This is a genomic window from Novipirellula aureliae (assembly GCF_007860185.1).
Classification (GTDB): Bacteria; Planctomycetota; Planctomycetia; order Pirellulales; family Pirellulaceae; genus Novipirellula_A; species Novipirellula_A aureliae.
In genome coordinates, this window is record NZ_SJPY01000005.1 from 565,388 (window position 1) to 586,331 (window position 20,944).

A 20,944-nucleotide genomic window follows, 5' to 3' on the forward strand; every position below is an offset into this window, starting at 1 on the left:
TTACTCGTTAATCCGCATGCGTTCGATTGCCATCGGGATACTGTCGTTGATGACGACGCCCGTCCGGCGAAGCTGCTCGGATTGAAGTGCACGTGTGAGTTGCCCCAATTCACCGACTTCAGGTATCACCCGGCGAACTTGATCGAGTAGCATTGGCGAATCCAAATTACCGACTTTGGCATCGCGAACCATTCGCAAAATCCCCAAACTTGGCTGCGATGGATCGCCGGCGGTTGCAACGGATGCCGACTCGATATGCTCTGTGACGTCAAGAAAAATTAAATTGGCACAGCGGATTCCTTCGAGTTGCTCACCGAGGTAGCGACTTGTGATTAAGTTCGAGTCGGTGAAAGCACGATCGGGCCGAGCATCACGGGTCATCAAGCACAATTGCCCGTCTGCGGAGCGGAGTTCCTCTCCGTGAAAAAACAGCAGCACGGTATTGTTCGATGCCTGCGTCCCGGCTAGTTCGAACCGACATTGCTGAATGAGTTGACGAACGTTGTCCGATCGGCAAATGTCGCCCGTCAATGCTGGATAAACCGGTGCACCACTAATGACTCGGTTGAATGCAGGCATCTTCTCATCTTCCACACGAAGTAAATTGAGCACCTGTTTTTCAAACTCCTTCCGCTTCGTCCATGGGACTCGGGTACTCACCATCAATAGATGCAAGGTTTGATCCTTTGACGGATTATTGCAGTCGAGCGTGACATGTGCCAAAGAGCTTTCATCCTCGACGAGACCGGGTAAATCAAGAAACACGTGGTTCTCTTCGAGCGATAAAAGCACTGGAATTTGAAAGCGAAGCACGTCAGCGTCTTCACTCACATCAAGCTTTACGACCGATTGTAGAAACCCATTCACCCAAGCACGAACGGTCTTCGGAGTTTCCTTGTCGATGTCGGATGAGGAGGGCAAACGCACGTAGCCTTCGATCGTTCCGGTCGCCGTTGTCGACGCCGCCGATGCTGAAAACGAATTTCGCTCCGACAATTGCAGTTCAACTGCTGACGCTTCCGATCCAACAAAACGCTCGGCGACCAATTCTACCGGTCGCTCAATCCGAGAAACCATCCGCGTCACCCGATCGGTCAGCCCCGATTTGGCTTCTGCCGTTACGGAGATACGGTTGACACCAAGCGTCAATGGAATCTCAATGATGGTCAAATGTGTTTTTGACTCTGGCGAAGAAGGCAATTCGACAGGTATTTCATTATCGTTGATCCTGCAACGGACCTGATCGAGATCCGCGCACTCGATGTTTGCAGCAATCGAAATCGTGGGCGAATCAAACGTGGCACCATTCGCTAGACTTAAGATAATCTTTGGTTGTTCCGGTAGCGGCATCGCGACCAGCGAGAGACTCTTTCGCTGGCAGACTTCATTCTCATCATCTCGAAGCTCGAGATCAATTCGATTGACGCCAACCGAAAGAGGAAGCGAATCGACAACGACCAACCATTCGTTCTCACCTTCCGCATTTGCAGCTGACTCGAAGTCCCAGTTCGTCGTAATGATGCCGTTGACGCGCAGCCGAATGTTCGATTTGTCTAGGCCTTGGTTCGACTTTACAAGCAAGGAAATCGAACCCTGATTCTGATCATTGATACCACTGGTCAGCGACTCGATGGTCGGTGGATCCTTGACCTTGACTTGAACGACGGGCGACTCGATCACTTGATCACCCGAGTTCATTTGAAGAGCAACGATACTTTCACCGAGCGGCAAACGAACTCGAGCGGTGACACGGTTGCCATTGACGGTGACATCCTCAAGATCAACGGCGTCTCGATTCCGCAAGCCCGAAAACTTGCTAAGCGGTTCGATTTCATCGGCATCGACACTCGCTTCAAGTTCGAACCATTGCTGATCCGTTTCTGGATCTGCGTCCGACGGAGCTAACGGATTGAGTGCCGTTAAACGCAGTTTTCGTGGCGTAAACTCTCGTTCGGGAGGCCGCAGTTCATCGATTCCAGGTGCGTCGACGTCGACGTCCACGGGCTCCGATGCGGCCAACGAGACAACCCAAGATTGCCGTTTCAATCCATCAGGCAGCCGATCACTATGTGCGGTCACATAGAGGGAAGAGTAGAAATTAGGTTGTAATTCGCCCTGAATTTTGCCGGTCCAAATCTGCGCGTCCTGCTCCGACCGAGATAGCGAGACCGCGGGATGTTCGTCGAGAGATACGGTCACTTTGCGGATAGAGTTGGCCGGGGCACCGGGAACGGAAACCAAAATTTGGTCTGGTTGTTGGAGGACTTCGTACAGGTCGCCTTCGGCATCCACCGTATTGCCAGCGGCATCGATCACACGAGCGACCATCGAAATATCGACAAAGGGCGGCCAGACATCGGGTATACGATTATTGGCGAGCAGTTCGTCGACCAAAGAATCTCCCGAGAACTGGTCACGGTATTGGGCAAAGGGCGCAAACCGGACCGAATCTTCGGGTGTTTCGGGGTTGAAGTGCCACCCCGCTTTCGCTTCAATCTCTGGACCACTCGACTGGAATGGCCCCGACGGCGTCCAAGCCAACCAGGCGAGGTCGCCCACACGATCACGGCGACTACTGATAAACGAAAACAGCGGTTTGCGTTCGTCTGTCGCTTGGCCCAATTCCTCCGCGACATCGATTTGTTGCTGATTCCGTTCGACTCGAAGTTTCACGTCATCGCCAGGTTTCAGGAAGGAAATCGCCTGAAAAAACTCTTCTGGATCGGAATACGGTTGAAGCGATCCGTCTTGACCAACCATGCCGAGTAAAACGTCACCCGGTTTGAGTTGGCTCGGCTTGAGTTTACTTGATGCCGCATTTTCATCCATCTCACTGACAACGATCGACTCGCCATCACAACACCATTTGACCGAGCGAATCGCAGACCGTTTTCCGATCAGATCGACAAGATCCCCAAGGTACCAAACGCAGACCATTCCATCCGCAGAAACACTGGTAAGATGTTGATGATCTTCGGAGAACCGCAGCGATGTAATCGTTTGATGATGTCCGCTCAGCCGCCGAAGTTCGTTGCCGGTTTCGGGATCGAACAACGACAGTGTCGATTGGGCTTCATTGGCGTTTTGCAGATAACCGACTGCCGCCAACGGTTTTCCATCGAGTACTTTGCTACGCAAGATTTTGGCAACCGGTGGCATGGAGGAGGCAATATGGATTTCGCCAAACGGATTGCCGCCCACCGTCACTTTTGCCACGTATTGGTTCGTGTTCTCTTTTCTGAAAAATGCTAGTGGTACGTCAAAATCTTCCCAATTCGTGGCATTGACTTCCTGCAACGCGTTATCCGCTAACTGGTAGGTTTTCAACTCACTTTCTTCTGAACGTAGCCCAGGCTTCTCGCCGGGGGGCGATGTGGTCCCAGGCGGGAAGCCTGGGCCACGTGTTTGCGGCGTTGGCCGCTCTACGAGTTTAAACTGCAACAACTTTTCATTTTTATCGATCACCAAAGTCGCGTCGATGATCGGTTCGAACTCGGGTTTCAGGACTTGCAGTGGTTGAGGATCACCTTTTTTTAACCGCGATAAATCAAAAAGCTGGATGCCCTCGGTGACGTCGGCGGTGGCTGCCAGGATGGTTCCACGTTGATCGACGGCTAATTGCGGGTTTTGTCTTCGGCCAAGATCGATCGGACTCTGCAGGAGAGCGTTGCCCGTTTCTAGTGACACCAACCTCAAACGATGCGGCGAATCCGCAATGGCCAAATTACGGGTGGTTATTGCAACGCTTCCAGGTTGGCCAGCAATCGTGCGAAGGGAAAAAATGTATTCGGATGGCTGAAGCAGTTGACTCAAATGGATGCGGCGCTGGAGCGATGCATCCGACGTGCGATAGATGGCGAGCGACCGATTCGATGCGACGCAAAGCCGATCGGGATCACCCAAACGGTCAAAAGCCAAGCCAAGCGGTTCGGCAATACGTATCGGCGTTTCGTTACCGGGAGTGAACAAATCGATCCCATCGCCTGAGTTCCCGCTCGCGAAACTGACGGCGATGCGGAGCCCTTCGATGCTCCGAGCGTTCTCCATCGACCAAGCCAAAAGCTGGGGGGCGATTGCTGTCGCAGGAATGTCCCACTTGAATCGAAGTTTGCCACTTGGAACATCAAAAACTCGCAATGACCTTTTGAGCGGTGTCTTCGCCAAAACCTTGCAATCGGTGGCGTCTTGGTCGTTTCCGATCGTCACCAAATAGGTGCCCGCATCATCGATCGACACCAACTGAGTCGCTAGGACGTAACCAGGATGCGTTTTGATCAAAACCGATTCGTCTTTTTCGAGATCATGGAGCGTAACCGACCCGATTTCGTCCAGTGTTTGGCGTGACCAACCAAAAGGCGGAATCATGATGCCATTCTCAGAAAACCCAGCATGTTGCTCGAAGGTGCCGACCCCGCCAGTGACGAGGTAGCGATCCGGATGACTCAGCGACATGGTGTGGATCGTTCCCAGCGGTCCGGGGCCGATTCGCTGGCGTCGCGATTTGGCGTGCGATCGGACAAACGGTTGATTGCCGGTTCGAGCCCAAACCTGGACCAATTTCTCGTCCCCGGCTGCATAAAGTGTCTTTCCGTCGGCCGAAAACTCAAACGCATGGATCGGCGCGAGCGGTCCGTCGGGTCGCAACTGTAAAATCGGCGAGGACTGAGCAAAAAGCGGGTTCGCGAAGAAAAATTCACTTCCTCCCAAACCCAAACCGATCCAAACGGTAGAGATAAACGATAAGATTACTCGTGAGCGATTCATTTTGATATGATAGGTTTGAGGTAGATGAGCAGCCCCCTGTTATCGTAGTCTATCCACTTCCGTTGCGTATTTTTTTTGTTTTGCTTCTCCCCAGCCCCTTTCGAACCAGCCTCTTCCAAGTAGGAGTCACACTTGCCAGACGGTACGATGCAGATTCCTGATGATCCGGAACCATCGGATCGGTCGCGCCCGATCGGGAAAAACGAAACACCTGCACAGTCGAAAAAGTCGCCCCAACCAGACGGCGAGCAGTACATCGGCAACTATCAACTCGCCGAGCTGATCGGCAGCGGAGCAATGGGCGACGTCTATTTGGCTCGCCATCGCCGGTTTGCTCAACGCGAGTATGCAATCAAGCTGATCCGTCGCGAAATTTCGACCGATGCGGCTCGGCAGCGATTTGAACGTGAAATCACCGCGATGGGCGGACTGGTCCATCCGAATTTGGTTTATGCGTCGGATGCGGGCGTCGATCACGATCGGCTCTATCTCGTGATGGAGTATGTTCGTGGGCAAGATCTGCAGGTGTTAATTGACAAACACGGGCCGTTTCGGGTTGGTCAAGCCATCGAAATCGTCCGCCAAATTTGTCTGGGCATCGCTCACGCTCACAGCCATGGCGTCGTTCATCGAGATATCAAGCCAGCCAATGTGATTTTGAGCGAAGAGGATTCCGTCAAGGTACTCGACCTGGGTATCGCCAGTTTACAAGGTGCCGAGGTCGCTCGCATGACCAGCGGCGGGGATCTGATGGGAACCGCAGCCTACTTGGCCCCCGAATTGTGGGAGGATGCTTCAAACGCTTCGCCTGCATCGGATGTCTATGCGATCGGTTGTACGACGTATTGCCTGCTTACCGGTGATCCTCCTTTCGCGGGCGAAAACTATACATCGATTACCGAGTACATGGCAGCTCACTGTGGCGCTGATCCGACGCCGCTGAATCAGCTCAATAGTGGTGTGTCGACCGAGTTATCGCAAATCATTTTGCGTTCGCTACACAAGCTTGCTGATCGACGATTCCAAGACGCCGCCGAATTTGCCGAACAACTCCAGCCGTACTGTGAACCACTAACGAGTGCGCAGACTCCATTCGTTTCCGATGACAGAGTGACTCGTCCGCGCGTTCAAAGCATACCCAAATCGCAAACATCGCCTTCGCCAGGACAAACCTCGCTGACCTCCTTTATCACCGATGCGATCGGTGGCATCAATATCCTATTGACACTCACCATGGTGGCCATCGCACTCCTCTGTTTAAGCATGGCCTACTTTGGCAACCAAGCAACGGAGGCGTGGAAATTCGCATTCGGAAAACTTGGAAACGTTGATAACAAGTCATGGCTGGGATTCGCTTTGGATGTGGCTCGCATCGTGATCACGGTGCCGCTCGTCATGTATGCTTTGACGAGGTACTACTCACGCGAAGCGAGATGGACGCTGAGCCCGCGTCGATGGTCCGCAGGCGTCATTCTTGTTCGAGTGACATTGATTGTCCTGCTAGGCCTCTTGTCATGGTCGGTTTATCAGACGTATTGGCTCGTGGATCATTTTCCGACCCAGCTTTCGAATTGGGCTGCAAAGCATGCGATCACCGAGGATGCTTCGGCCCAGCTCGCGTCGAGTCGTTGGTACTTTGGCTACACAATCGTGACACACGCGGTGCTGCCTACCTTAGCCATTGCATTTCCAATTCTGTGGTTTTTGTTTAGCGACCTATCAAAATTGGGGCAACATTTTTCAGCGCTGCGAATCAAGCAAGCCGAAACCGCTTTCGCACGTCGAATGGCTGAGAACTTGCATCGCTTTGGCAGCGAACTACGCGACGAATCGGGACGGATTTTGGCTGCCACCTTTGCAGCCATTGTGCTGTTGCATTCCAACTATTGGCAAGCTGTATTCTCTCCCAATTCGATTCGATCAGCATTCGAATTGCGGCTTTCGTTCCTTGCGTCGCTAGGAATCGCCGCATCGCTGTTGGTGATGATCGCTCTGATCTTGTTCGTCTTCGTGTGCGGATTTGAAATAACCCGCCGATCGATTACCCGTAGCGGCAACGCTCGCGATGAAGAAGAATTGTCACGCTATGGAGCTTCGTGGCTCATCAAAACCACGTTTCTCAATCGCCTGAGCGGCGTAGGCTGTTTGTCGATTCTATTGATCGTTGCTCATGGATTTTGGGGCGATGGATTTTGGGGCGAAGGATTTTGGGGCGATGGATCTTGGGACAAGACATCGGATGCAAAAAACGTTGCTATCAAAACCACCGATAAAATTCTCCCCGAACCTTTGCTGACAGAATCGCCTTCCCCCGATGAACCCACTTGGATTCCGCCGCGTTGCCAAGCTGCGCCCGATGCCACGCTGGTGACGATCGAGGTGTTTGGAATACCCCAACGCTTGTATTCGAAAGTTCTTTTGCAACCGAACTTTGGGGAGGGTGACGGCACAGGCGATGACGATCCGAACGGGAACGGATCGACTCCCATGATACCGTTTGTATTGATCCCACAAACCGATAGCCAAAGTCCACCAAGCTTCTACATGATGCAAACGAAAGTGCCGCTATCGCTGTTCAAGCGTTTTGAAAAGGCGTACCCTGAACGGTTGAATCCAGACGCTTTGGACGTTCGAGCGAGCGACGAACGGGATGCTGATCCGCAGTCACCTATCTATCATGTAACCGGCATCGAGGCGATCGAGTTCGCCGATTTAGTGTGCGGTGGCATGTTACCGACTCCTGAGCAATGGGATGTTGCGTTTGGACGAGGCCTTGATTTGCAAAAGTTGGAGGATTCGATTGTTGCACCCGAGTCGTATCGACGGTCGGCGAAACAGACACAGGAATCGACCGGCCAGAATCCGTGGGGGTGTCTGGAGATGGGAAGTGGAGGTCTCGAGTTGACGCGTTACGACACACGTTGGCGTAGAATCGTGCCTCACTCGGAACCTACCGATTCGCTACAACTGCGTGGCTGGTCCCAGTTTAGCGAAGAGGGACCGCTTCGTTTAAAAAGTTGGGAAGAGTCGGGATTGCCCGATAATTTATTTTTCGGATCACGACCTGTCAACGAACCGTCTGAAGAAGTCAGTTTCCGAGTCGTGTTGCAACCTCGTTAAACCACGTGCCCAGCGGGCCGAGCGCTGAGCCCTGCGAATCACGCGGGGCGTCGGCTGCACGCTAAGCCCTGCGAATCACGCGGGGCGTCGGCTGCGCAGTGAAACGGCGAATAACCTAACCTCGTGGGTACGGCTAACAAATTTTGCTAAGATCTACGGAGTAGACGTCGTTGCGACTCCCTCGATATTCATCCGCCTCACCAATAAGACAACCGTTACGTCATGTCTTCATCGTCGCCTCCTGCAACATCCAACGAGCCACTCGATACGACGATCGCGGTAGTGACGCCTGAAAACATTGCCTTCAAGTACCAATTGGCTGGTCCATTTCGTCGTTTACCAGCCTACTTGATCGATGTTGCCGTTCGTTGGATCGTCATGATCCTGTTTATTGTCGTCATGATGTTCACTGGCTCGATGGTCGACATTCGTTTCATGTCACCGTTCATTGTGGCGGCCGGATTCATCTTGAATTTTGTCGTCAGTTGGTTTTACGGAACGCTGTTTGAGACCTATTTCAATGGCCGAACGATCGGCAAATGGGCCACAGGCATTCGCGTCATCGATGTCGATGGCCGACCGATTGATGGGAAAAGGGCACTGATCCGCAATCTGCTTCGAGTCGCCGACTTAGCTCCGATGGCTGCCCCGAGCACGTTTGGGGCGGATGACGTTCCACCGATGCTGTTCATTCCAACCGCCATGATTGGACTTACGACCATTTTGTTTACGCGGCGAATGCAACGTCTCGGTGACTTAGCCGCGGGGACGATGGTGATCGTCGATGAGCGAGGTTGGCAATTGCCGGTCGCCAAAGTGGACGATCCACGGGTTCCCGCCCTCGCTTCGTTCATTCCCGGTGATTATCGGATTTCTCGCAGTATGGCACGGACATTGGCAATCTATACCGAACGACGGCACTTTTTGACGCCCGCTCGTCGACGCGAAGTCGCCAAGCATTTGACCAATCCATTATTGGATCGCTTCGAATTTCGCCGCGATGTGGACCCCGATCTGTTGATGTACGCTTTATACTATCAAGCGTTCCTTGCCGAGCCATCCGCGGAGTTGCCCGATATGGGGCCTTTGGCCGGCTACAGCCCCTTGGCTAAAGATGCCAATAAACCGACAGGTTTCACTCCCACGAACGAGACAACGAACATCGACCCGACCACCCCCTCCACAACCGTCGCCGCTGAACCGCAAATATGAAAGTTGCTTCCCTTCTCGATAGACGACGTGCCCAGTGGAATGAGCTGGAACGGCTTTGCGGCGCGATGGAAAATCGCGGTCGGACCGACGGGTCGGGACCGCCCGAGCATCGCGGTGCGCGGGGGATTGCCAGATTTTCGAGTCTGTATCGATCGGCGTGTGCTGATTTGGCATTGGCGGATGCCTATCAATTGCCTCCGGCCACCGTTGCCTACCTACACCAATTGGTCGCTCGCGCGCACAACCAACTTTATCGAGCAAAGAAATTCAATCCATCGAGTTGGGTCGATGTCGTCTTTCGAGAAGCACCTCAACAGATTTTTGCGGACCCCTGTGTCCGTGTTGCTACGTTGATCTTCTTTGGGCTGTTCTCCCTATCGATGTATTTGGGGTACAACGAAACGATGTTTCCCGGGTTCGCGTCGGCGATGGTCGGCAGCGAACAATTGGATGCGGTCGAAGAAATGTATGAGGAGCCGTTGTCAGGATCGCTGGATCATTACGTACAAATGGCAGGGTTCTACATCAATCACAATACCGGGATTGGACTAAAGTGTTTCGCCTACGGCATTCTGATTTTGCCGTGTGTTTTCATTTTGGCTTACAATGCGATTTCACTCGGAACGATCTTTGGTTACATGGCTCGCGAAGACGTGACCGGCAGCGACAATTTCTTTCATTTTGTGACTGCTCACGGCCCGTTCGAATTGACCGCCATCGCACTATCGGCTGCCGCTGGCCTGCGTCTTGGCATCGGCTTGTTTCGAACGGGTGGTTTGACTCGTTCCGATTCGATACGTCTGAGTGCGCAGAAGGCGATACCGATCATGGCAGCATCCGTTGTCTTGTTCGTCCTGGCTGCCTTTACGGAAGGATTTTTATCCCCGAGCCCTGCTCCTTATCTTTTCAAAGCGGGATGGGCGATCATGTCGTCGGGGATGATCAGTTTTTACTTTGTGGTGCTGGGCTTCCCATCGCAAACTCGATCGGTCGGTTACTTCTCGAAACAGACGATTGATTGGGATTCCGATACGGAGGGCGTCCCCGACCCACTCGCTACCGACCCGCTCGCCACCGACCCACTCGCTACCGGACCACTCGCTACCGGCCCGACAAAGGGAGTGATCGATGCAACTTGATCGAACTCATGTTGTCATCCGCCGGCGCGCGTTGAGCGAGATTGGTGATTTGTCATTGGTCATGATGCGGCGTTACCCGTCAGCGATTCTGATCGGCTTTTTCGCGGGCGCGGTTCCATGGATCATTGCCAACGCGGCGGTTTTGTATTGGATTCCGATCTTGGAATGGCAGCACGACCTATCCGATGAACAAGCGTTGGCCGAAATCTGGCGTTATCTGGCATGGATGACACTGTTGGTAATCTTGGAAACACCTGCCGCAGGAATCGCGACGACCTTGTTTTTGGGTCAGGCGGTTTTCGAGAGCCAACCGACGTGGGCAAGCGTGTTTGCGGAAACGCGTCGGCATTTTTGGCGTTGGTTTTGGAAGTTGGGTGTCGTCCGCTTGGCTATACCCACACTGGTTTTTCTGTCGTTTCGCATCGGCCAACCCGCACATGGCTTTTTCGATATCGTTATCCCCATTGGCATCCTGATTGCCATGGCCGTTTTCCGTAGCAATCGACCGTTTCTGCCCGAGATTCTAGTCCTCGAACAATGTCCGCTACGAAGTTCCTCCGATGCCGTCATCACCGCAGGCCGACGGAGTAAATCGCTACACCAACCGATGGTCAGTGATTTGGGGGGGCGTTTTTTGGCGATTGGATTTATGTTGCTTTGGTTGTTTTTAAGTATCCTTTACACACTGGTCGCCCTGCGCGGATTCACGACAGGTGTTTGGGATTGGGACCTGTTTTTCCTGCTATTCCTTTTTCCCGCAGCCATTTGGACCATCGCTGGCGTTAGCGTCATCGTGAGGCTATTGAATTACCTCGATACCCGAATTCGGCTCGAAGGATGGGAGGTCGAGTTGGCGATCCGAGCAGAAACGATGCGTCAATTCGGTGAAGAAGCTGGACTCATAAAACCGAAGAAGACATCGGTAACGAGGCAGCAGAAAAAAGCAGCGGCGACGATCGTTTCGACCGTTCTAATGGGCATCGTCCTGTCGTGCACGAGCGTCTCGGCGGCCGAATCTTCGGAACCTCTGTCTCCGGCGAGTGATGCACTTGGCAATACGAGTTGGTTCGACAAATCGACTGGAACGATTGTGCCCGTTCAAGTCGAAACGACCGTCGATGACTCGGCGAACCGTTCGAGTCGATGGCTTCCCAAACCGCCAACACCTAAGAAACAAAAGCCGGCTGCCGCAGCACCTGCTACGACGGGCACAGGCGGTGGTGGTTGGGGCGGATGGCTCGGCACCGATCTGACACTTGGCAACTTGTTCGGGTGGCTGTTACTTGTCGGAATCATTGTCGGCGCCGTCTCATTGTTGCTTTACGCGCTGTCCAAAACGGAACTCGATCTTGGTTCTGCGACCTCCAAAAAGACGACCCGTGAATCGGACTTGCCCGATCAGCAAACGGTGGAGCGGATGAAGCATTTACCAGCCGAACTTCGTCGCAGCGATGTCAATCTGAGGAGCGAGGCGGAACGATTGATGACCGCGGGACAACTCGATCAAGCGGTCATCCTACTGTTTGCTCACCAACTATTGCTACTCGATCGAGCAGCCATTTTGCGGCTCAACCGCGGCAAGACCAATGGCCGATACGTTCGCGAGACAAAGTCAGCCGATTTTGAATTGGGGCGTATCCTTCGCCAGACAACCGATGCCTTCGAGAGCTCCTACTTTGGACGGCATTCGCTTTCCGTTGAATCCTTCGCTCCGCTTTGGGCAGACAATGCGAAGTTAGAAAAGATTGTGCACCAGCGAAGTGAGGTGGCGGCATGATTCGGCGACGACATCGTTATTTTATCGTGATCCTGTGTTGCGTTGGTCTCGTCGGTTGCAACCGGTTGTCGACCGACTACGGACAATCCGCTGGCTACATGGCCTCGCAAAGCTTGAATGGGTTCGGAGCCTTGCGGCAGACCTACATCAATGCCGGTGCGGATGATCTCGACGTGCGACGATTAACCGATCGAGTACAGCGGCTCGATACGATCGTCTGGACGCCGACGTATTCGACTGCGATCGGAACCGAAGTGACCTTTTGGTTTGATTCTTGGCTTCGCCGTGACAAACGAACGTTAGTGTACATCGTTCCCGACTCGGGAAGCGAAGCGGATTATTGGTCGCAGGCAATCGAGTTTGCATTGCCCGACCAGCGTTTGGAATACCGTCGCCGGGCAGCCCGCAGTACCAACGAGCGGATTCAGTGGCGGCTCAACCGGGTACCCATCGCTAGTAACGGATGGTTTGAATTGGAACCGTTGGTCGAACGACGACAATTCGACACGTTCCGAGGTCGCTGGGCCAAGCAGTTAGAGGCTGTGGACGAAACCGATGATCCGAGAGCGACCCCACTTCAATCGGAATACGGAATCGAGCCCTACCGCGATACCGATCGTTCCGTACCGCAGAATCAGCCGGCCAACGCCGCGAACCAAGGCTCGGCAACACCAATCGGACCCGTCGGCCCCACCGCTCCTGGGTCACCCAATTGGAATAACACGGGGACGGCAACGCCGACCGGTACCGAAGTGATGTTTATGCCAGTACTAATGGATGATGCTGGCAAAACAGTGATCGCTCGCATCACCTCAAAAAAATGGCGTGATTCACAAATCATCGTTGTCGGTGGCGGTTCACTACTGACCAACTACGCCTTCACCCATCCAACCTCGGTTAGATTGGCCGACAAGATTGTTCATGAATCGCTGTTAGCCGATACCTCCCCACCCAAGGTCGGATTTACAAGCATTCCGCCCGCGTATATGTCGGTCAGTTCATCAAAACCGGGGGTACCAAAGGCGACCGGGATGGAATTATTGACGGTTTGGCCGGTCAGTTTGATCACGATTCATGCCGTCTTACTTGGAATCGTCGTTTGCCTGATGCTGATTCCCTCACTTGGTCGACCCAAACGAGTTCGTTACCATGCAACGAGTCACTTTGGCGCCCATTTGGATGCGGTAGCTGAGTTGATGAATCGTGCGAAAGGTGAGACATTCGCGAGAAGCCGAATCAGCGATTATTTCCGCCGCGTCCACGGTGAAACGACTGGCCAATGGATCATCGAAGAGCCGACATCCCAAGAGGTCGAACCGAAAGAACAAGAAGCGAACGAGTCACCACAATGAACAGCTGGAGTCATACCCTTAAGCGATTTCCGATCCGCGTGAATCGGCTGAAGCCTGGACTCCAACGTGGCAACTCCACATACTGAAATTTAACTTACCACCGGGCGATACCTTTGAATCCTTCTGATACCGAGCCAACCGAACCGACAACAGCTCAACCAACACCCGTTGCATCGACAAAGATGGTCCCTATTCAAAAACTGTTTGCCCGCATATCGACGGAAGTGGGCAAACTGTTTGTCGGTCAAGACGAGTTAGTGCTGGGCACGTTAACCGCGCTTTTCGCAGGCGGCCATGTGCTGATCGAATCGGTACCAGGCCTGGGCAAGACACTATTCGTTAGAGCGCTCGGCCAAACGTTGGGATGTGAATTTGGGCGAATCCAATTTACTGCCGACCTGATGCCATCGGACATCACCGGTGCACCAGTATTCGATATGCAAAAGAGTGAATTTCGTTTTCGGCCTGGGCCCGTTTTTACCCAGCTTCTTTTGGCCGATGAAATCAATCGATCGCCCGCGAAAACGCATGCAGCATTGTTGGAAATCATGCAAGAATACCGAGTTACGGTGGATGGAACGAGCCACCGGGTGCCGCGTCCATTCCTGGTCTTGGCGACGCAAAACCCGCTCGAGAGCGAAGGTACTTACAATTTACCGGAAGCACAACTTGACCGGTTTATGTTTAAACTGCGAGTCGATTATCCGACATCCGATCAAGAAGCCGAAATTCTAAAAATGCACAGCCTACAAATCGACTTGAACCAACGACTTCGTGAGGAGGTCCAAAAGGTCACAACACCAGAACAGCTTCAAAAGGCGATGAGGATGTGTGGTCAGGTACTTGTCGAAGACAGCTTGGTGGATTACATCAACAAGATTGTCCGGGCAACACGGACTTGGCCTGCGTTTCATATTGGTGCATCACCGCGAGCGGGGTTAGCATTGATGCAGGCCGCTCGGGCGCTGGCTGCATTTTCAGGCCGCGACTATGCGGTTCCCGACGATGTCGTCGAAATCGCTCTGCCAGCGCTGCGGCACCGCGTACAATTGACAGCGGAAGCAGAAATTGAAGGCCGCACCGCTGACGAAGAGCTCGAGTCGCTCATCCGCGGCATCGAGGTCCCAAGAGATTGAAGCCGATCCCAAAACGAGCACCCACAGCCGTAGTGGATCTTGTTAAAGATCCCATTGCAGCAAACACAGCCGGTTCTTCGAGCACCCACAGCCGTAGTGGATCTTGTTAAAGATCCCATTGCGGCAGGATCTTTAACAAGTTCCACTCCCATCCGGCCGTCGCAATCGCAACGATCGTCTCTTCGAAAATCTATTCCACTGCAAACACAGCCGGTTCTTCGTGTACCCGCTTTGGGATCAGGCAATAAGCATCCACATTCGCACACAAACCAATATCCGATTCGTAGCCAACACGAACCAAGTTTCGGCCTCCCTGGGATCGTTTCAGAACTTCGCTTAGTTCCTCTGGTGAAGGCATTGTCTCTCGTCCAAACGACGATCTCCATAATTGTCGAGCAATGATCGATTCATCATTCAATTCCAGCTCGAACCGCTGATCGCAGATCGATAGGACGGCACCGGCGAATAAGACGTCTTCCATTGTGATCGATCCATTGGTCCCAGCGCAGATCAAATCAACGTTTGAATCGGCCGGCAACGATCTAGCGATTGCGGACAGGTTTAAAAAGCAGCCAATCCAAACCTCTTTTGCCGAGGCTGCAGCCGCGATCGCTTGGGTGCCGTTGGTTGTCGTTAAAATCAGGTCACGGTTTTTCACTCGACTCGCTGTATAAGATGCAGGCGAGTTACCGAGATCGAAGCCTTCGATTCGAGTGCATTGTCGTTCTCCGCAAAGCAGCGGTGTTAAGTCGCGATCCGATGTATATTCTTCCGCCAGATCACGAGCGTCGTCGACTTCGCGAGTCGTGATCACTCGACGAGCACCGGCGGCCAACGCCGCTACCATCACCGAAGAAGCACGTAGAACATCGATCACGATGGCCACATCCGCATCGGTGCTCGCGGAAGCGGATAGAAAGGAAGTATCCATTTGCATTGTAACTAAAACCGATCCTGTTCCGGTTCTGCCCAAGTGCGAGCTTCGTCGTCGACCCAATCGACATGGATAACGCTGGGGTTACAGCAAACGGGACAATCTTCTACATATTGTTGATGGCTTCCAGCCGATGGATCGAGTGGAATCACAATCTCTTCCCCACAACTGTCACAAACATAGCTCGCTTCGGTGTCCATTGCATTATTTCCTTGAATGTATTTAGCGACTCTAAGTTCTTTGCATGTTGTTATTTTGGTCGCGATTCGTTCTCGATGCAATCAGACCAATACCCTATAATCAGCTCAATATTAGCACATCTCGCCAACCTAAACGTCTAGAACATCCATGTCCGGAACCGCAAATCCAGGAACGCCACTTGCGCAAAAGGCTGGCGTTTCCAGCACCGTTGATCCGACCATCCTGCTGGCTCGGTTCGGTTTATCTGAGTTTCGGGCTGGTCAACGCGATGTTGTCGATGCAGTCGATGCGGGGGCCGACGTGATGTGCGTGATGCCCACCGGCGGGGGAAAAAGCTTGTGCTATCAATTGCCAAGTCTCGGACGGGCTGGAACGACTATCGTCGTATCCCCCCTGATCGCGTTAATGAAAGATCAAGTCGATTCGATGAAGGCACTCGGCATCAACGCGAAGTTGCTCAATAGTAGTCTGAGTCAAGCCGAGCAAACGAGCGTGATGCAAGAGATGTCGCAGGGGATTTTGGATTTGGTCTACGTCGCCCCAGAGCGACTTCGCAATGCTCGGTTTTTAGAGGCGGTTTCCACCGCGAACGTCAGTCTATTGGCGGTCGATGAAGCACACTGTGTGAGTGAATGGGGTCACGATTTTCGCCCCGACTATTCCCGTTTGGGACGATTTCGCGACCGCTATTTGAAGAATGTGCAAACCATTGCGTTAACGGCAACCGCCACACCGACGGTTCGCCAAGACATTGTGGATTTGTTAAGACTACGAAATCCGCGAACGTTTGTCACCGGATTTACCCGAGAAAACTTGAGGTTTTGTGTTCAGCATTCCAAAAGCGAAAAAGAAAAGAACGAGCAGCTGCAAGACTATTTAACAGGTCGCGAAGGAGCGGGAATCATCTATGCGGCGACTCGAAAACGATGCGAAGAGTTGGCGAGTTGGTTGCCGGAGAAAACCAGACGTCCTATCGGCGTCTATCATGCTGGACTCGAACCGGCACAGCGACGCAAAGTGCAAGACGACTTTATGTCTGGGAAATTATCAGCAATCGTCGCCACCAATGCATTTGGAATGGGAATCGATAAGGCCGATATTCGCTTTGTCGTTCACTACAATATGCCTGGTAGTTTGGAAGCTTACTATCAAGAAGCCGGACGCGCCGGGCGAGACGGAAAAGACAGTGAGTGCTTGCTGCTGTTCTCCTACAGCGATCGTTACATTCAAGAGTTCTTTATCGAAAACCGCTACCCGTCACGCGAAACCGTTCAAAAGGTTTACGAGTTTCTGTTGCGGCGTGAAGAAGACCCAATTGAACTTACACTCGAACAAGTGCGACAAGCGATTAATGTGAAGGAGGGTGCCGAATCGATTGGAACGTCCGAAACTTTGCTGGCCAAAGCAGGCGTCCTAAAACGACTGGATAATTCGATGAACAGCGCCATCGTTCGTATCGATAGCGATGCGCCAACCTTGCTCGATTTCTTGCCCAAAGAAGCAAAGGTGCGGCGGCGAGTGATGATGGCTGTGGAAAAAATCGTTGGCCGCCAAAGGGGTGAAGATGTGTATGTGACCCCGCGTCGATTGTGCGAACTCGCAAAGGTCGATCGCGAACAATTATCACGCACCCTTCGAGAATTGAGACGGCTAAAGACGTTCGATTACATACCGCCATTTCGTGGCCGCGCGGTCCATTTGGTGGAGCATGACATCCCCTTCGACAGTTTGAATATCGATTTCGACGAACTTGCTCGGCGGCGTGATGCCGAATTCCTCAAGCTAGATGCTGTGATCAATTTTGCTCGCGCAAATGGTTGTCGGCAACGAGTCATCCTGGATTACTTTGGCGACCCGCAAAGTAAGAACTGTGATCGATGTGACCGCTGTGATCCGACCGGCGCCCGATCGACGACCGTCGTCAAACCAAAGCGGATCGGTGATCCATTTAAAGGCGTGGACAGAGATAGCTTCATTCGCGGCGTTCGGGTTGTTCTCAGTGGTGTCACGCGTATGCATGGTCGATTTGGCAAGATTTTGGTAGCCCAGATGCTGTGTGGATCCAAAAGCAAAAAACTATCGCAGTGGAAACTGAACCGGTTGAGCACCTACGGCATGTTGTCGCTATTGAAGCAAAGTGAAGTCGTTGCCGTGATGGATGCATTAATCGAGCGTGGGTTGTTGGTGCAAAAGGAGGTCGAAGAACGAAGGCCAACCATTCATCTGAGTGATCCGGGCAGCCGCGTGATGCACGCAATCGATCCGCTCGAAGATGCACTTGGCTTGAAATTTCCACTCATCAAACGGCTCGCTGCGGCTGCGAAAAATATTGAATCGGGCGACGTGAATGATGAAGCAAAGTCAAACCCCAATGCACCGGATCCAGTGTCAGCAAGCGAATCAACCGATAGAAATGCCGCCAATGATGCCAAGCCTGCGACTCAGGACGTCGAATTACCGGCTTCGACGACCGAACATAATCAGGAAGAATTGACATCGGTACTGAAACGTTGGCGTCAAAAGTACTCCGCAGCACTCGGCATCCCTGCCTATCGTGTGTTAACCAACGCAACATTGATTCGAATTGCCGAAGCAGCTCCGCAAACGACAACCGAACTCGAAGCGATCCCTGGTGTCGGTACGGCGACGATCGAACAGTTTGGCTACGACTTAACCGAGCTCGTCAAATCGTTCTTGCGTGAGTCGGGAGAGGAGACGCCCATCGAACTCGAACCCGTTCTGACGCCAACGCCAACTCTGGAACCGGATCCGGATCCGGAACCAACGAAGGCGGCGAGGGCGCCCGAGCCTACGTTGCCAGTCGAGAAAACGGTTGCCGAGATTCCGGCAATCGACACACCAACGAGCGAAGCAGAACCGAACCAAGCGGAGTCCGCTTATTGGACGTGGCGACTCTTTCGCGATGGCTACACGATGAGCCAGATTGCCCTTATTCGTCGATGTCATCCAAAGCGGTTGAAGGAAGAGCTGAAAGTAGCGGCCGAAGCGGGGCATCCAATCGATGCGAAGTGGACGACGTAAGATTGACGTAAGATTGTCGCTCAGCTCTCCGCGTTTCGCTTGCATGTCAAGACAATCCGTATCGATTCGTAAGAAATCTCTCCGTTGAAAAACTCGTACATCGGCTTCATTTTGCCTTCCTCAAGCAGATGCAAATGGGAGAGGATTTTCGTTTTTGTCTGCTCATCGACCCAAGCGGACGAATCGGTGATTTTTTCGTTTTGTAGGAACGATTGTAGGTAGCCTGTGACCGTTGATTTGGCACGCCCCATCTTCTCGGCCACCTCTTCAATCGATGCCCCGGCGCGGAAGTGTTCGAACGATGCAAATGCATTCGGCCGGATGACTTCGCGTTTTTGTACGGGCTCTACTTTGACGACGGTCGACACATTTCGCTGCAGATTTGCGGTCGTACAATAGTCGTTGATTGCCTCTAAGAACGCGAGTCCGAAGTCTTCGAGTTTCTTTTCCCCGACGCCCTTGATCAATGCGACACGTTCGATTGAATCCGGTCGACAGCGGGCGAATTCTCGAAGCGTCGCATCGCCAAAGATGATATAGGCTGGCACATTTCGCTCGCTCGCCAAACGACTTCGTAGTTCTCTTAGTGCAGCAAACAATCCGCGATCAACGCCATCCCAAGAATCGACCGAAACCGAGCGACGTGGCGACGATTTCGATACTCCTGGAACGGTTAGTTTGGGATTTCCGTCGCGACGAATCAAACGCCGGCCTGATTCGGACAGGGATATCGTTTGGTATTCGCCCGTCTGCAACAGATAACCTTGCTGGATCAGTTGATCGATCCATAGACGTGCGGCAGCGACTCCTTCATCGGCCAACAAGCCAAACGTGCTGAGTTGGTCATGCCCAAGATCACGGATTCGCTTTTCATTCGATCCCGCCAACACTTTTGCGTTGTGTGCGATACCAAAACGCTCTTGTGTGCGGATCACGCCGGAAAGAATCTTTTGGCTCAATGTAATCGGGTCTTCGACCAATTCGACCTCTTCCAGACACACGTCGCATGCACCACAGTTGTCCGACGTGTAGGTTTGCCCGAAGTATTCGACGATCGCCTTGTGCCGACATACCGGGCTAGTGCACAGCGCATTCATTGCTTCAAGAGAACGAAGAGCGCCTGAGTTATCGTGTGCATTATCGCCTCCTTCCATGATCCTCTTCCAAGTGACCACATCGCCGCCCGAATAGATTAGCACGCATTCGGATTCGAGCGAATCACGCCCCGCACGCCCACTTTCTTGTTGATAGTGTTCAATCGACTTCGGCATCCCGCTGTGGATGACATACCGCACGTTCGACTTATCGATCCCCATGCCGAATGCGACGGTTGCGACAATCACGTCACATTTCTCTTTGATGAAAGCATCTTGGTTCGCTTTGCGGTCGCGGTCACTCATCCCCGCATGATAGGCCAGCGCGGTACAGTTCATCTGTTCGAGAGCCAACGCGGTTCGTTCTACCTCTTTGCGACTAATGCAATAAACGATCCCGGATTCGCCGCGATGTTTTTCGACAATATCCGCGACTTGTTGCAAACGCTTGTTTGCTCGGATCATCCGATAAGTCAAATTCGGTCGATCGAAGTCGCCAACCATCACTTTAGCGTCGGCAAGACCAAGTTGAGAAACAATGTCGTCGCGAACCGGGCCCGAGGCGGTTGCGGTAAAGGCGTGAACGGACGCGTGAGGGAACTCGTGTTTCAGTATTCGCAGCCCGCGATATTCGGGCCGGAAATCATGCCCCCAAGCACTGATGCAGTGCGCCTCATCGATGGCAAAGAACGATACGTTAGACTTTTTTAGGTAGTCGAGCATGCGGTCACTCAACAGTCCCTCTGGGGCAACGTAAAGCAACTTGATTTCACCGCGATCGATTTGCTCGGCGATGTCTCGTTTCTCGCTCAACGACAACGTACTGTTAATAAACGCAGACGAAACACCGTTGGACACAAGTGCGTCGACTTGATCTTTCATCAACGAGATCAGCGGCGACACAACGACTGCCATGCCATCGACACACAATGCGGGTGCTTGGAAACAGATCGATTTGCCACCACCGGTGGGAAGGACGGTTAAAGAATCTTTCTGCTGAAGAACCGATTCGATCGAGTCCGCTTGAAGCGGACGAAACGCGTCGTACCCCCAAACTTCTCGGAGAACCGCTTGTGCGTTTTCGAGCGTAGGGACTGAAGAACTTGATGGTCTCATCTTCATACTCGGCTCAGCGTACTTGGCTCAGCGTGCTTGGCTAAGGGGGGGGCAGGA

Annotated in this window: 11 protein-coding genes; 7 read left to right on the forward strand and 4 right to left on the reverse strand. The window is 52.9% G+C overall.

Annotated features, from left to right (window positions below):
- Complete coding sequence (locus Q31b_RS17410; protein ID WP_146600909.1) at positions 1–4,764, reverse strand: WD40 repeat domain-containing protein; 4,764 nt, start codon at positions 4,762–4,764, stop codon at positions 1–3.
- A gap of 132 nt (positions 4,765–4,896) precedes the next feature.
- Here Q31b_RS17410 and Q31b_RS17415 point away from each other — a divergent pair, with 132 nt between their 5' ends.
- The 6 genes from Q31b_RS17415 to Q31b_RS17440 all read left to right on the forward strand — a co-directional run bounded on the left by Q31b_RS17415 (position 4,897) and on the right by Q31b_RS17440 (position 14,500).
- Positions 4,897–7,884 (forward strand): serine/threonine-protein kinase, encoded by a 2,988-nt coding sequence (locus Q31b_RS17415; RefSeq protein ID WP_146600910.1) that lies wholly within the window; start codon positions 4,897–4,899, stop codon positions 7,882–7,884.
- A gap of 222 nt (positions 7,885–8,106) precedes the next feature.
- On the forward strand, positions 8,107–9,096 hold the full coding sequence (locus Q31b_RS17420; RefSeq protein WP_146600911.1) for an RDD family protein: 990 nt from the start codon (positions 8,107–8,109) through the stop codon (positions 9,094–9,096).
- Positions 9,093–10,235, forward strand: a complete 1,143-nt coding sequence (locus tag Q31b_RS17425) for a stage II sporulation protein M (protein WP_146600912.1) — start codon at positions 9,093–9,095, stop codon at positions 10,233–10,235. Before Q31b_RS17420 ends, Q31b_RS17425 begins: the two co-directional genes overlap by 4 nt.
- Positions 10,225–12,012 (forward strand): hypothetical protein, encoded by a 1,788-nt coding sequence (locus tag Q31b_RS17430; protein WP_146600913.1) that lies wholly within the window; start codon positions 10,225–10,227, stop codon positions 12,010–12,012. Before Q31b_RS17425 ends, Q31b_RS17430 begins: the two co-directional genes overlap by 11 nt.
- On the forward strand, positions 12,009–13,364 hold the full coding sequence (locus tag Q31b_RS17435; RefSeq protein WP_146600914.1) for a hypothetical protein: 1,356 nt from the start codon (positions 12,009–12,011) through the stop codon (positions 13,362–13,364). Before Q31b_RS17430 ends, Q31b_RS17435 begins: the two co-directional genes overlap by 4 nt.
- A gap of 113 nt (positions 13,365–13,477) precedes the next feature.
- Positions 13,478–14,500: an AAA family ATPase gene (locus tag Q31b_RS17440; RefSeq protein WP_231617647.1), complete on the forward strand. Its 1,023-nt coding sequence runs from the start codon at positions 13,478–13,480 to the stop codon at positions 14,498–14,500.
- 190 nt (positions 14,501–14,690) lie between these two features.
- On the opposite strand, the gene Q31b_RS17445 is transcribed toward Q31b_RS17440, so the two are convergent.
- Together Q31b_RS17445 and Q31b_RS17450 are read right to left on the reverse strand one after the other, a co-directional pair.
- The gene (locus Q31b_RS17445; protein ID WP_197171722.1) at positions 14,691–15,431 is read right to left on the reverse strand and encodes a 2-phosphosulfolactate phosphatase; all 741 of its coding nucleotides are present in this window, start codon (positions 15,429–15,431) and stop codon (positions 14,691–14,693) included.
- 11 nt (positions 15,432–15,442) lie between these two features.
- Positions 15,443–15,634 (reverse strand): CPXCG motif-containing cysteine-rich protein, encoded by a 192-nt coding sequence (locus tag Q31b_RS17450; protein ID WP_146600916.1) that lies wholly within the window; start codon positions 15,632–15,634, stop codon positions 15,443–15,445.
- Between the two features lie 148 nt (positions 15,635–15,782).
- Here Q31b_RS17450 and Q31b_RS17455 point away from each other — a divergent pair, with 148 nt between their 5' ends.
- A complete protein-coding gene (locus tag Q31b_RS17455; protein ID WP_146600917.1) occupies positions 15,783–18,677 on the forward strand; it encodes a RecQ family ATP-dependent DNA helicase in 2,895 nt (964 codons plus the stop codon).
- 20 nt (positions 18,678–18,697) lie between these two features.
- On the opposite strand, the gene recQ is transcribed toward Q31b_RS17455, so the two are convergent.
- On the reverse strand, positions 18,698–20,893 hold the full coding sequence (gene recQ / locus Q31b_RS17460; RefSeq protein WP_146600918.1) for a DNA helicase RecQ: 2,196 nt from the start codon (positions 20,891–20,893) through the stop codon (positions 18,698–18,700).
- Positions 20,894–20,944: the final 51 nt, after the last annotated feature.